The 13733-nt window shown below is 34.6% G+C and carries 11 protein-coding genes; 3 read left to right on the top strand and 8 right to left on the bottom strand.

The genetic code is table 11. The annotated features are described in order from the left end of the window. Positions 1-72: 72 nt before the first annotated feature. On the bottom strand, positions 73-1344 hold the full coding sequence (locus tag MODO_RS03225; RefSeq protein ID WP_006257819.1) for an alkaline phosphatase family protein: 1272 nt from the start codon (positions 1342-1344) through the stop codon (positions 73-75). Positions 1345-1442: 98 nt separating this feature from the next. On the opposite strand from MODO_RS03225, the gene MODO_RS03220 reads away from it, so the two are divergent. Next, positions 1443-2234 (top strand): NAD-dependent epimerase/dehydratase family protein, encoded by a 792-nt coding sequence (locus MODO_RS03220; RefSeq protein ID WP_006257820.1) that lies wholly within the window; start codon positions 1443-1445, stop codon positions 2232-2234. Positions 2235-2376: 142 nt separating this feature from the next. Continuing rightward, positions 2377-3216, top strand: a complete 840-nt coding sequence (locus MODO_RS03215) for a universal stress protein (RefSeq protein ID WP_006257821.1) — start codon at positions 2377-2379, stop codon at positions 3214-3216. A gap of 53 nt (positions 3217-3269) precedes the next feature. On the opposite strand, the gene MODO_RS03210 is transcribed toward MODO_RS03215, so the two are convergent. The 6 genes from MODO_RS03210 to MODO_RS03185 all read right to left on the bottom strand — a co-directional run bounded on the left by MODO_RS03210 (position 3270) and on the right by MODO_RS03185 (position 10349). Then, on the bottom strand, positions 3270-4361 hold the full coding sequence (locus MODO_RS03210) for an AI-2E family transporter (RefSeq protein WP_006257822.1): 1092 nt from the start codon (positions 4359-4361) through the stop codon (positions 3270-3272). A 111-nt stretch (positions 4362-4472) separates the two neighbouring features. Then, a complete protein-coding gene (locus tag MODO_RS03205; protein ID WP_006257823.1) occupies positions 4473-5126 on the bottom strand; it encodes a CoA transferase subunit B in 654 nt (217 codons plus the stop codon). Positions 5127-5146: 20 nt separating this feature from the next. Beyond that, a complete protein-coding gene (locus MODO_RS03200; protein WP_006257824.1) occupies positions 5147-5848 on the bottom strand; it encodes a CoA transferase subunit A in 702 nt (233 codons plus the stop codon). 69 nt (positions 5849-5917) lie between these two features. After that, positions 5918-8233, bottom strand: a complete 2316-nt coding sequence (locus MODO_RS03195) for a transglycosylase domain-containing protein (RefSeq protein ID WP_006257825.1) — start codon at positions 8231-8233, stop codon at positions 5918-5920. A gap of 33 nt (positions 8234-8266) precedes the next feature. Next, positions 8267-8761 carry a gliding motility lipoprotein GldH gene (locus tag MODO_RS03190; protein WP_006257826.1) on the bottom strand — a complete coding sequence of 165 codons (495 nt, stop codon included), beginning with the start codon at positions 8759-8761 and terminating at the stop codon, positions 8267-8269. Continuing rightward, complete coding sequence (locus MODO_RS03185; RefSeq protein WP_006257827.1) at positions 8748-10349, bottom strand: PSP1 domain-containing protein; 1602 nt, start codon at positions 10347-10349, stop codon at positions 8748-8750. The genes MODO_RS03190 and MODO_RS03185 overlap by 14 nt, the downstream gene beginning before the upstream one ends. A 502-nt stretch (positions 10350-10851) precedes the next feature. On the opposite strand from MODO_RS03185, the gene MODO_RS03180 reads away from it, so the two are divergent. After that, complete coding sequence (locus tag MODO_RS03180; RefSeq protein ID WP_006257828.1) at positions 10852-11610, top strand: 5'-methylthioadenosine/adenosylhomocysteine nucleosidase; 759 nt, start codon at positions 10852-10854, stop codon at positions 11608-11610. Positions 11611-11708: 98 nt separating this feature from the next. Here MODO_RS03180 and MODO_RS03175 read toward each other — a convergent pair whose 3' ends face one another. Further along, a complete protein-coding gene (locus MODO_RS03175; protein WP_006257829.1) occupies positions 11709-13730 on the bottom strand; it encodes a DUF5689 domain-containing protein in 2022 nt (673 codons plus the stop codon). Positions 13731-13733: the final 3 nt, after the last annotated feature.

Raw genomic sequence — 13733 nt, 5'->3', positions numbered from 1 at the left:
AAAACACAAATAAAAAGGCTTGTAGAAAACTCTACAAGCCTTTTCTTATTTCAATAGAATAGATTATTCTAACTATTTTACTAATACTTCTTTAGCTACTTTATCTGTACCGTCTATTTCTTCTGTAATCTCTAAACCTAATATCTTAGCGATAACAGGATATACATCGATGTTCTCAAATGTTCCTATTGTCTTCCCTGATTGAAACTGTGGACCTTTAGCTAAGAAAATAGCATGCATCTCCTTAACAGAGTTTGGGTCAAAACCATGACTTCCTGCTAATTTTCTGTTAGTGAAATAGTATGGAGCTTCCGCTGTTACCACGATATCCCCTATTCTACCAAAGCGATCATGCTCTTTGCTAAAATGAAACTCTTTAGGTAGATCTTCTGTTTTATACACTTTCATGTGTTTAGGGTTACTCGCTTTTTTAATCTTCTTATAGTACTTGTCTATCTGAGTCTTATCATTGATAAAAGCACTTATATAAGTACCATTACTCGCTAGTTTCATCTCATCTCCTTTTAACTTTAAAGGAAAGCTCAATAGCGTTTCTTGGTCAAGTGCTAGCATTCCGTGATCAGAGACAATCACATAGTTCACAGGTAAGTTTAACTTATCTACTGCTGCTACAAGTTTCTCTATAGATTGGTCAGCATAGTGAACTGCTTCTTTTGTCTCTTCTGCATCTGGTCCGAATCCATGACCTGCATGATCTACTTCTGGTAAATAGAAGGTAATGAAGTGAGGTCTTTTCTCTTCTGGTAATGTCAACCAATTCACTACTTCATTAATACGTCCATCCATATCAAACTTCTCAGAGTAAGCATAGTAATATGATGGTAAAGTCCCTTTAATAGGTGCTTCAGATCCAGGCCAATAGTAACATGCACTCAACATTCCTTGTTGCTCTGCTAATACCCATAATGGTGTACCTCCATACCAAGCAGGGTCGTGTACAGCTTTAGCATTTCTAAGAGAATATCTCTCCTCTATCTTTGGATCATACATATTATTACCAACTAAACCATGGTGTGAAGGATATAGTCCTGTCGCTATCGTATAATGGTTAGGGAAAGTAACTGATGGATAAGATGGTTGCATAGACTCTGCTCTCACACCTTCTTTTCCAAACTTCTCTAAAAACTTCGTTCCAAACTTCTCGATATAATCGTAACGGAAACCATCAATAGAGATCAAGATAACATAAGGTTTATCTACTTGTTTACTATCGTTAACTCGATTTTCTACTACGATTTGTTTTTGTACTTCTTGAGCAGAAACAGTGCTAGACATTGTCAAACACAACCCGAAAGTTAATAGGGGAAATAGTATTTTTTTCATGTTGTTTTGTTTTTCTTGACCAAATATCCGTAGATAAATTTATCCTTACAAAGTAAATTCCTATTTTTATAACTATTTTAAAAATTACACCACTTAATATGAAACATATAAGCATACTCGGTAGTGGATGGTTAGGTACACCATTGGCCGAAAATTTAATAGAAAAAGGATATCACGTCAAGGGCTCGACCACTACTCTAGCCAAAATGAATATCTTAGAGGAACATCAGATCAAGCCTTATCATATTAATCTATATGAAGATAATGTTCAGTTTTTAGATTCATTCATTGGCAATGCTGAACTTCTTATCATTACTATCCCTCCTATTAGAGATGAGCCTCAACCAACGTATGCTGAGAATTTTAAAAAGTTACTTCCTTATATTCGTAAACACAATATCAAGAATGTTATCATGATGAGTTCTGTATCTGTATATGCTCCACAAAACGAAGAGATCACAGAAGACAATCAACTATTCTCAAATGAACCTACAGCAGTACAGATTAGAGAAGCTGAAGATGTACTATTAAATGAAGATGGAATCAACACTTGTATCTTACGCTTAGGTGGATTATTCAGTGAAGAAAGAAAACCAGTAGACTACATCGTTCGAAGAAATATATTAGAGAACCCTGAGTTGCCTATTAATATGATTCATCTTAATGATATTATCACGCTATCTACTGCCATTATAGAAAAGGGATTCACAGGTAACCATATCTACAATATCGTATCACCTAAATATAAAAACAGGTTAGATTATTACACACAAGAGGCGACTAAACACAGTCTAACTTTACCTCCTATAGGAGAGAATAATAGCGCTTTTTACAAGAAAATCAGTGGAAATAAAATCGCTATGGCTACTGATTTATCGTATAAATTTTAGATAAAAAAAAAGCAATTATTCAAATATATGTTCTAGATTTTTCTAGTTAATCAATAGAAATGTATCATTAATTCTATTGTTATAAAAATAATTTACCATCATTTTTTTTAGTATCTTGTATGCTACAAGAAAGTCTTCTATTATGAAAAAGATATTATTTCCAACTGATTATTCAGAGACTGCAAACAATGCTTTTAAATATGCACTGCAGTTAGCTAACTATAGAGAGGCTGAGCTCTATGTATTACATGTCTATGATCCTCCTATTATATCGGGTGGTATCAGTCCACATCTAGTGGAAAATGTTATTAAGAAAAACGATTTTGAGAAACTGGAACAATTACATGCGAATAGCCCTGCACTTATCGAAACAAGACGTGAGCTAAACTTAGAACATGTACCTGTATTCTTTAAAGTAAAAGAGGGATTACTAATCCCTGAAATACTGAATGCTATTGAAGAAAATCACATTGACTTTCTAGTAATGGGTACTGATGGAGCGAATGCTAGTTTTCACAAAAAACTATTAGGATCTAATACTATCAATACAATTACAAAGGTAGATATACCTGTATTAAGTATTCCTAAAGAAGCTCATTTTAGAGATCTAAATAATATCATCTTTACTTCTCGCTTTGAACAAGAAGAGGAAGCTACGCTTGATGACCTTATTAAAGGTGTTGAAGCCAATAAAGCACATTTAAAAATAGTTCATGTTAAATCAAAAGGGTGTGTCTCATGCGAAGAGATATATAATAAATGGAAAGAGAAGTATAAAGATGCTCCTGTCAGCTTCCATATATTCAATGCAGAAAATATAGAGAAGACACTACTTGACTTTATAGAACATGAACCTGTAGATCTAGTAGCAACGATTAAAAGAAACAAAACTTTTATAGAGAATATCTTATCTAAGAGCGTTACACAGCACTTAGCTAAACGCTTAAAAGTTCCTTTCTTTGTGTATAAATCTAAGAAGTAAATCGCTTTAAAAGTAAAGAGGTTAGCCAATGGCTAACCTCTTTACTTTTATACTTACTCTTTATTTTCTTCTTCTATGTTTATCTTTTCGGGATAAGTCTCTTCTCCTAATAAATACCCCCAAGGTCTTAAACTATCTACGCGATCACATATAATCTTCATTATTGCTAAAGTAGGTATGGCTAATAACATACCTGATATTCCCCATGCCATCTCTCCTAAAATAAGTCCTACTATCACGGCCAAAGAATTGACTTTAACTTTAGAACCAACTATTTTAGGCATCACAATATTACCATCAATAGCATGGATAACAACAAAGGCTATTAACACAAATAACACCTTGGCTCCAGAAGCTGACGCAAATGTCACTAAAATAGTAATAACTAAAGCGATTAGAATACCGATATAAGGTAATACATTCAATACTCCCGTAATCAATGCTAGCATAAACGAATACTTAATATCTAGTATTAAAAACGCTATAAATGCTAATGTAGTAACGATCATCATCTGTAACATCAACCCTACTAAATACTTCTTCACCATATTCTGAATCGCATGTATCGTATCTAACACTTTATCCTTGTGATCACTGTGAAATAACATTAATACAAAGCGTACCAAATGTCCCCTATAGATCAATAGGAATACTGAATATAAGAACGTGAATACAAGAAACATTAATAAAGTAGACAAAGAACTCATAGCGGCTCCTAATATATCTGTACCTGTCTTTAGTGAATTAGATGCAGCTGATTCTAAGTAATTCATTTGATTCTCCTTCGCAATACCAAACTTACTATACACCCATTCTTGGATATTAGAGACTCCTTCTAACAACTGCTGTTGGAATGCTGGCCAATCATCTTGTAAGTGTGTTAATTGCATTCCTATCAGCAATAGAACACTACTCAAAATAAGCAAAGCTAAGACTACAACTACTATAGAAGCAATACCACGAGAAAATCTAAATTTCTTCTCTAAAAACTCACTAAAAGGAACTAATAAAGAAGCTACCAATACACCTAAAAACATAGGTACAAATATGTTCTCAAGTAAAATAGCGATATAACTAAATACAACCAAGCTAAGTAAAACACAGGTTATCTTTAGATACAAAGGGAATTGGACAAACTTATTCATGTACATTTTTTATATAAAAATAAACAATTACAGACTTAATCAACATATATACATTCAGAAATAAAGAAGCTGAAATAAAAAAAGAGCTCTTAGAGCTCTTCTATTTAATTTTTATATTGTCATTTCAGGAATATCTCCCTCAATGATTAAAGTAACCTCAGTAGCCTTTATAATGTCTTCTACAGATACTCCTGGTGCTCTTTCTAATAGCTTAATACCTTGATCTGTTACTTCCATAACAGCTAACTCTGTAACTATCTTTTTAACACACTTCACACCTGTTAAGGGTAATGTACATTCTTTTAATATCTTAGACTCTCCAGCCTTATTCACATGCATCATCGCCACAATGATATTCTCTGCAGAAGCTACTAAATCCATAGCTCCTCCCATACCTTTTACCATCTTCCCAGGAATCTTCCAGTTCGCAATGTCTCCTTGCTCTGATACTTCCATAGCTCCTAGAATAGTTAAATCTACATGTTGTCCACGTATCATCCCAAAGCTAGTTGCCGAATCAAAAAAAGACGCCCCTGGTAAACTCGTAATCGTTTGTTTACCTGCATTAATTAAATCCGGGTCCTCCTCACCTTCATATGGAAAAGGCCCCATACCTAATATACCGTTCTCACTCTGAAACTCAACATTCATACCTTCAGGCACATAGTTTGCCACTAATGTTGGTATACCTATTCCTAAATTTACATAGAAGCCATCTTTAACTTCTTTTGCTATACGTTTTGCAATTCCTACTTTATCTAACATAACTTAAGTTTAAAAGGTGATTAATTCTTTGAACGAACTGTGCGTTGCTCAATTCTCTTCTCATACTGTTCTCCTTGAAAAATACGCTTAACGAATATCCCAGGTACATGTATTTCATTCGGATCTAATTGTCCTGCAGGAACTAATTCTTCCACTTCTGCTACAGTTATCTTAGCAGCTCCAGCCATACAAGCATTAAAATTACGCGCTGTTCCTTTAAAAACTAAATTACCTGCCTCATCACCTTTCCATGCTTTTACGATGGCAAAATCAGCGTCAAAGGCTAATTCTAATATATGTGGTTTACCTTTAAACTCTCTTACCTCTTTACCCTCTGCTACCTCAGTACCATACCCTGCTGGAGTATAAAAACCAGGGATCCCCATCTGAGCAGCTCTGCACTTCTCTGCTAAAGTACCCTGTGGAGTAAGCTCTACTTCTAACTCTCCAGATAACATTTGGCGTTCAAACTCTGCATTCTCTCCTACATAAGAAGAGATCATCTTCTTTATCTGACGCTTCTGTAATAATAATCCTAAGCCGAAATTATCTACACCTGCATTATTAGAAATGCACGTTAGACCACTTACGTTCTTCTTTACCAATTCGGCTATGCTATTCTCAGGAATACCACAAAGGCCAAATCCTCCTAACATGATAGTCATGTCATTCTGTATATCTGCTAAAGCTTCTTGAACATTAGCTACCTTTTTATTGATCATAATATTTGGTTTAGTAATATGTTCCTAAAATACAAAAAAAAACGCCTTTAAAAAAAGGCGTTTCTATTATTAAAAATCAAATTCTTCTGTATCTAAAGCTCCTTCAGAAACATCATCCGTTTCTGGTTGAACAATTTTCGTACAATCTACTCGTATAGATAGGTGTTCTGGTACAGGGAAGCCTGACTTAGCTACCTCTAAACTCTTATCAGCATAACACTTATTCATGAATATACCCCAAATAGGTAATGCTAATGTTGCTCCTTGTCCATAAGTCATCGTTCTAAAGTGAGCTGCTCTATCATCGTTACCAACCCATACTCCTGTTGCTAAATTTGGTACCATACCGATAAACCAACCATCACTATTGTTCTGACTCGTTCCTGTTTTACCTGCAATAGGGTTAGTAAACTTATAAGGGTGACCTGTTACACGTTTATAACCTGCACCTTGCCAAGTAGTACGTAATCTTACCCCTGATCCTGACTCAGTAACCCCTTCTAACAACTTAATGATAGCATAAGCTACATCCTTACTCACTACATCCTTTGTCTCAGGTATAGCATTGAATAAAATAACTCCATTCTTATCAGCTATGCGTGTAATAAAAATAGGCTTCACATAGATACCTTGATTCGCAAATGTACTATAAGCTGCCACCATATCACTAACAGTAATATCAACAGCTCCTAATGCAATCGCTGGACTTTGTGGAATATCTCCTGAGATACCTAAATCTCTACACATATTCACAACAGCCTTAGGCCCTACTTTATCCATCAACTTAGCTGTTATAGTATTTACAGATCCAGCTAAAGCTTGTTTTAAGGTCATAATACCTCTATAAGAACGGTTCGAGTTCTGAGGACTCCAATCTCTAGAAATACCATATCTACCTTTAGGCATAGTGAATGGTGAATCTATAATAGAGTCACATGGAGAATAATGTAATTGCTCTATAGCAGTAGCATATACAAATGGTTTAAATGTAGAACCTACTTGTCTCGCTCCTTGTCCTACGTGGTCATACTGGAAGTGTTTGTAATTTATACCTCCTACCCATGCTTTAATATGTCCTGTCTGAGGCTCCATTGCCATCATACCCGCTTGTAAGAAATGCTTATAATAACGGATAGAGTCTTTAGGAGTCATCACAGTATCTCTCTCTCCTTTCCAAGAGAAGATTCTCATCTCTGTTTTCACATCAAATGATTTGATGATATCACTCTCAGATTTACCTTGCTCCTTCATTTGTCTCCAACGCTCTGAAGTCTTCATTGCTCTCATCATAATATTATCAACCTCTTGTTGGTTAATTTTATAAAATGGAGCCATCTTATTATTCTTCTGATCTATAAAGAACTCTTCTTGTAAGTTAGCAATATGTGCTTCTACAGCTTCTTCACCATACTTCTGCATACGTGAGTCTATAGATACATATATCTTTAATCCATCGCGATAAATATCATAAGTAGTACCGTCTTTTTTAGGATTCTCTTTTACCCAACGGCGCATATAATCACGTAAATACTCACGGAAATAAGTAGCGATACCTTCTCTATGACTTTCTGGAGTGAAGTTTAATGCCAATGGTAACTCTTGTAGTTTTACACTTTCTTCTTTTGAAATAAAGCCATTACGAGCCATCTGGTGCAACACTACATTACGTCTTTTATGCACTAACTCAGGTCTACGAACAGGGTTAAAATAAGCTGGATTCTGTAACATTCCTACGAACATAGCAGCCTCATCTATAGTAAGATCCTTAGGCTCTTTACCCATATAGATACGAGTAGCAGAGCGGATACCTACTGCATTATTAACAAAGTCAGCTTTATTTAAATACATCGTAAGAATCTCTTCTTTTGTATACTGTCTTTCTAGTTTCACAGCGATAACCCATTCTTTTGCCTTCTGAGTAATACGTTTAGGCAAACTTCTAGACCCTTCTCCATGAAACAATAATTTAGCTAACTGTTGTGTAATGGTACTAGCTCCACCACTACTCCCTACAGAAGTAATTGCTCTAAGTGTACCACGAGCATCTATACCTGAATGCTCTTTAAAACGCTCATCTTCTGTGGCTATTAATGCATTAACTAAATACTCTGGTAAATCTTCATACTTAACAGGCACACGATTTTCTAAATAAAACTTACCTATTGTTTTACCGTCTGAAGAGATAATCTCAGTCGCTACATTGCTAGCAGGGTTCTCTAACTCATCGAAGGTTGGCATCGGCCCAAAAACTCCCCATGATGCGCATAAGAAAAAGAAAATAACTGCGGCAACCATTCCTAAGAATAGAATCCAAAACGCTTTTAAATAACCTCGCAAACTCTTTGGTTGCTTCTTATCCCCTCTTTTGTTTTTACTTGAACTCATAAAGTCTATAATACTTATAAATCTATTATTCTATTATTGTTTTTCTATACGAAAGCCTACTTCTGAAACCCCTTCTAAAGAATTAACTCCTTCTACTTCTCCTAATTCACGAACAACTTGTTCTATAGTAAACTTATAGCTTCCCTTAACAGGAAAAGCAAGGTCTTCTTTCAATTCTAGTTTGCTCTCCTTTACATCAGAAAAACCATTTCCTAATAACGTCCCATCTGGATTAGCCATTTGGAACTGTAGGGTGTCTATCACGACATCTAAATTAGGTTGATGCATTTTAAAAATAACAAATAAATTACTATAAGGATAGTTCTTATTCACTCTTATATTCAAATAAAGATTATGACGCTGTACTGTATCATGCACGTCATACACAAATGTTTTTACATCTGTTCTATCCCAAGCACCTGAAGTCTTCTGATATTGGTCAAAGACCATATTCGTATCTCTCTGACAAGATACAACAAAGAGCATCACAGCACTTAACACCAATAAATAACTACTAATTCTCTGCATTAGAATTGTCACTATTATTATCTTTTTTAAATCGTTTATTTCTATTTGGGCGGTTGCCTTTATGATGTTGTTTTGCCTTAGCAGTCCCTTCACCATCAGTACCTCCTTCATTAGATCCCTCTACAGGTTTCTTCTTTTCCTTAAAATGAGGTTTGCCCTCTCGCGGCCCCTTATTTTCATTTCTAGGTTCTCTAGGACCTTTCTGTTCTCTAGGACCTCCTTTTACCTCTTTACGAGTATTTTTTTGTTCTCCCGTATTCTGTTTCTCAAGATTTACACCTTCTCTCTCTTTATTTCCCTCTGCTCTATTCTTGTTTCTATTACGAGATTGTTGCTTATCTCTAGGCTCTCTTTCACCTTGTTTAGGTTGCTTATTATTACGTGCCTCCCCATTAGATGTTTTCTCGCGAGATGTATTAGGAGCCTGAGTTTCTTGTCCCTCTCTAGCCTGCCCATCCTTCTTCTTATTATTTCTAGATGGCTTTTTCTTACGTTTAGGCTGATCAAAACGAGTAACGCTATCTTGTTCAGATGCATTGTTAAAGTCTATCTCCTCGCACTCTACTTCCAGCATATAACTCTCTAGCTCTTGTCCTTTCTGATCTTTTCTATTCAAAGCAAGAATCTCTTTCACCATCTCAGTAGACAGTACATACCAATTTGCAGAATTATTAATATAAGCAAACCACATTTGTCCTTTGAATATATCTATCTTCTGACATATTGCTAATCCTTTTACAGTCATTAGTTTTGTATCAGAATCAGGCATATCTTTTAAGGCTTCTAGATACGTATCTAGCTCAAAGTTTAAACAACATTTCAATTTACCACACTGTCCTGCTAACTTTTGCGGATTAAGTGATAACTGTTGATAACGTGCTGCAGAGGTATTTACACTTCTAAAGTCAGTTAACCAAGTAGAACAACATAATTCACGTCCACAAGACCCCACTCCACCTAGTCGAGCAGCTTCTTGTCTAAACCCAACCTGCTTCATCTCTATACGAATGCTAAACTCTCTGGCAAAGTCTTTAATTAACTGTCGGAAATCTACACGTTCACTCGCTGTATAATAAAAAGTAGCCTTAGAAGCATCACCTTGAAACTCTACATCAGAGATTTTCATCTCTAATTTTAAAGCTATAGCAATCTCACGAGCTCTAACTTTAACGGTCTCTTCTCTATTACGTGCCTCTTGCCAAATATCAATATCTTTTTGAGTTGCTTTTCGGTAGATTTTTAAAACCTCTCCATTAGGATCAGCTTTTTTCTTTTTCATCTGCACTTTCACTAACTCCCCTACTAATGAAACAATACCAATATCATGTCCAGGAGAAGATTCTGTAGCTACGATATCTCCCATAGAGATTGCAATCTCTTTTGGGTATCGATAAAAATCTTTTCTACCATTCTTAAAACGAACCTCTACTATATCATATATTTCGGTGCCATTAGGATAAACCATATTTGACAACCAATCAAAAACTGCTAATTTATTACAGCCGTCTGTTCCGCACGTCCCCTTATTCTGGCATCCCTTCGGGAGCCCACTACTATCTTTTTCTGTTGAACAATTTGTACAAGCCATCTAATAATTTTTATATATTGAATCCCTTTCGGGAATTATTGCATTTATTTACTCGCTGTAAAGATACTATTTTTACATCTCTCTTAAATAATTTTTTATTATACAACTATTTCACATCCTATTTCGCTTAATTATCTTATTTAAAAAAGACTACAGCGCACATCTAGACCTTACTTTACATTGTATTTTGACCTTGATTTGTCCTAAAAAAATATCTTTTTAAACATCAGAAATGACAAGATATAAAAAGAAATACAACTTAACATGGTTATCTTATCATTAAAACATTCTTTTAATAACTCTTTATAAAAATTATCATACCTATCTCAATGCATAATTCGATGGCAATTATAATTGTATTCTTGCTAAAAAACCTACTATTAACCAGAATATTGCACGGACTCTACATGTATTCGACAAGGAAATACACTACTTCAATAACTATCAAAATAGGTTGCATATAATTTTCGTAATTTTGGTTACTCAAAATAGTACTAAACTTATGCACTCAACAAATACGATAGGTATATTAGGGGCAATTCCACAAGAAGTAAATGGAATTATCACTCAACTAAGAGATAAAACTGAAAGAAAAATAGGTAATCGCACTTACTATGAAGGTTATATTAATAACCAAAAAGTAGTTATAGTCTACTCTCGCATTGGTAAGGTAGCAGCTGCTGCAACTGTGGCAACACTTTTATTAGAGTTTAAAGTAGATCGTATTGCTTTTATTGGTGTAGCTGGCGGTATTCACCCTAATGTAAAAGTAGGTGATGTAGTCGTAGCAAAGGATTTGGTACAGTATGATATGGATGCTTCTCCTCTAAGACCAAAATTTGAAATACCACTGCTAGGCAAAACATATTTTGATACTGATACACATTGGTCAAAAGAGACTTGTAAGCATATAGAGAATATGTTTGGGCTAGAGAATCTACACCAACTAATTACACCATCAGAGTTAGCTAAATTTAATATTACTAAACCTACTGTTCATTATGGCACAATAGCTAGTGGGGATCAATTCTTCTCTACATCTGAACAAAAAAACAATCTTCAGTCACAATTACCAGAAGTATTATGTGTAGAAATGGAAGGAGCTGCAGTAGCTCAGGTTTGTTTTGAGTTTGGAGTACCGTTTATTGTGATACGTACAATCTCCGATAACGCAAATGAAGAGGCAAGCTTTAGCTTTCAATCATTCGTTGAAGAAGTATCTCTGGTTTATGGTCAAGAGATCATCAATAAGATGTTTTAGTCCTATTCTAAAACAATAATTCTAGAATACACTCTAAGTAAAGAACATAAAAAAAGCTCGGCATAGCCGAGCTTTTTTATTTATAAATCAGAATTTAACTACTTAATGAATTTAATATCATCAATATTAACTCTAAGTCTATTTTTTGTACTTCTTACAAAAGAAGCATTTTGTATTTTGATAGATACTTTATCAGTTGCTTTTGCTGCAATATCAAAAGAAGCAGTAGTTAACTCACCTCTTTTTCCAACTTTTTTCCCAACTAACTTCCATGTTTTACCAGAATCTATTGAATAAAAGAACTCTACTGCAATCTCTTTGTCTGCGTCAGGATCTTCTTTAAAAGTAGCCCCACCAAATTGGAACTCTACTTTTTTCAAACCTGTAACAACAAACTTTGATTCTAAAAAAGCTTCTGCTTTATCGTTTCCACGAAATCTTATTGATTGTTCTCCTGAAGATTTTAAATCATTAGCGTCCGAATAAACACCACTATCAGAGAAAGACCATTTTCCGATTTCAAAATCTAATTCCTTAGCATCATAACTACTAGCTCTATCTTCCTTAGTAAATTTCTTTTCAAAATTTTCTACAAGTGCTTTTGCTTCTGGTAAGTCACCAGCAGGAACTTCTGGCTCAGTTGTACCTCCATCTCCAGGTGTACCATCCTCAAAACGAATTTCATCAATGATTAAATCATATGCTTGTTCTTTTCCAACCTTAATAGCAAAGAAATTACCAACTCCTGAAGTATTATATCCTGAACCCTCTGGAGCAGAAGTCAAGTCAAGAACAACTTTTACCCATTGTCCTTTAGTGTCGATATTACCTTTATATTCTGGAGTAGTATTATTCCCTAAAGGTGTAGTATTTGCTTTAACAACTCTATGCACAGATAGATTTCCTACATTATAAGCTACATAAGATTTTCCATCAGCTTTATACATAAGTGGTACTAAAGAAGCTCCAGCAGTTCCTTTTACTAAGAAAGATAATTTAGTTGCTCCCGTAGGTACATTCTTAACTTTTTCTAAAGTAAATAAGAAATCATTACCACTAGGAGTAGCTTTAATGCTCATTCCATTAGTATTATTCCATCCCTGTTTTTCAGCTAAAGCAACATGCTTCAATCCATAACTATTCACTACAGATGTAAAGTCCTCCCATTTATCAAAGTTAGCACCAGGGAAAGCAAGATATTTTCCTAACTCTAATTTCATATTAGGATCATCATAACTTCCTTCTTCACTACCTCCAGTATTCCCTTTGAAAGGGTCTTTATCCAATCCTACTAAGTCAACCATAGTACGAGGCACAAATTGATAATCTTTAGAGAATTTAGTCATTACCCCAGTCATAGTACCGCTCTTAGCAGGAACCTTATGATTTTTAAACCCACTAGACTGCTCAGCTACTCTAAAAATAACATTAGCAGTAACACTTTCTTTAGATTCAATTTCTACATTTGTAGCTTTATTTGTAGGAGACACTAAATTATTTTCATCCCAAAATGGTTTGTCCCAGAATTTTTCCTTGAACTGTACATCCGTAATTGTAACTAGTTTACCTAAATAATTATCAGTAATCGCTTCTTTTAAACTAACAACGTGATTATATGTCTTATTAAAGTCATCTCCTGTAATTGTTTTACAAGATCTAAAAATATGCTTAGGTATATTAGTTATTCCTCCAGTATAATTAGTTGCAGGATCATTAATACCAATAGCTAGTACACCATTATCTATCTGAGTAAATAATCCATTCAATCGAATATGAATTACTCTACCTACAGGATAAAGTCCATATGTTCCTCCTCTATTAATTTTTACACGAGCAGCAATACCTCCATCTATTGTTTCGATATATAAATCTTTATAGAAGTTACCTCCTTCATCACTAGAAACAACTACTCCAGAGATAAAATCTTCTGTTGAAGACTCATATGCTTTTTTAGTAGTAGAAGAAAGTTTAAAAATTTCCTCTATCGTTTTATTTGCTTTTATCTGAGGCTCATCACAATGTGTAGCATCAGGTGTCGTAAAATCATCATTTTTAGCACAACCTACAGCAAGAAGGCTGGCAAATGATATATATAAAATTGATTTAAAAATTGTTTTCATTGT

Origin of the sequence: Myroides odoratimimus, from assembly GCF_001485415.1 — a bacterium.
Lineage (GTDB): Bacteria > Bacteroidota > Bacteroidia > Flavobacteriales > Flavobacteriaceae > Flavobacterium > Flavobacterium odoratimimum.
Note: the sequence above shows the minus strand (reverse complement) of the source record. Positions and strands in the feature narration are given on the sequence as shown.

What these genes read in the sequence shown, in the direction of transcription:
- MODO_RS03175 (WP_006257829.1), bottom strand. Translation starts at nt 13,730, where the DNA reads ATGAAAACAATTTTTAAATCAATTTTATATATATCATTTGCCAGCCTT.
- MODO_RS03210 (WP_006257822.1), bottom strand. Translation starts at nt 4,361, where the DNA reads ATGAATAAGTTTGTCCAATTCCCTTTGTATCTAAAGATAACCTGTGTT.
- MODO_RS03180 (WP_006257828.1), top strand. Translation starts at nt 10,852, where the DNA reads ATGCACTCAACAAATACGATAGGTATATTAGGGGCAATTCCACAAGAA.
- MODO_RS03215 (WP_006257821.1), top strand. Translation starts at nt 2,377, where the DNA reads ATGAAAAAGATATTATTTCCAACTGATTATTCAGAGACTGCAAACAAT.
- MODO_RS03185 (WP_006257827.1), bottom strand. Translation starts at nt 10,349, where the DNA reads ATGGCTTGTACAAATTGTTCAACAGAAAAAGATAGTAGTGGGCTCCCG.
- MODO_RS03205 (WP_006257823.1), bottom strand. Translation starts at nt 5,126, where the DNA reads ATGTTAGATAAAGTAGGAATTGCAAAACGTATAGCAAAAGAAGTTAAA.
- MODO_RS03190 (WP_006257826.1), bottom strand. Translation starts at nt 8,761, where the DNA reads ATGCAGAGAATTAGTAGTTATTTATTGGTGTTAAGTGCTGTGATGCTC.
- MODO_RS03220 (WP_006257820.1), top strand. Translation starts at nt 1,443, where the DNA reads ATGAAACATATAAGCATACTCGGTAGTGGATGGTTAGGTACACCATTG.
- MODO_RS03225 (WP_006257819.1), bottom strand. Translation starts at nt 1,344, where the DNA reads ATGAAAAAAATACTATTTCCCCTATTAACTTTCGGGTTGTGTTTGACA.
- MODO_RS03195 (WP_006257825.1), bottom strand. Translation starts at nt 8,233, where the DNA reads ATGAGTTCAAGTAAAAACAAAAGAGGGGATAAGAAGCAACCAAAGAGT.
- MODO_RS03200 (WP_006257824.1), bottom strand. Translation starts at nt 5,848, where the DNA reads ATGATCAATAAAAAGGTAGCTAATGTTCAAGAAGCTTTAGCAGATATA.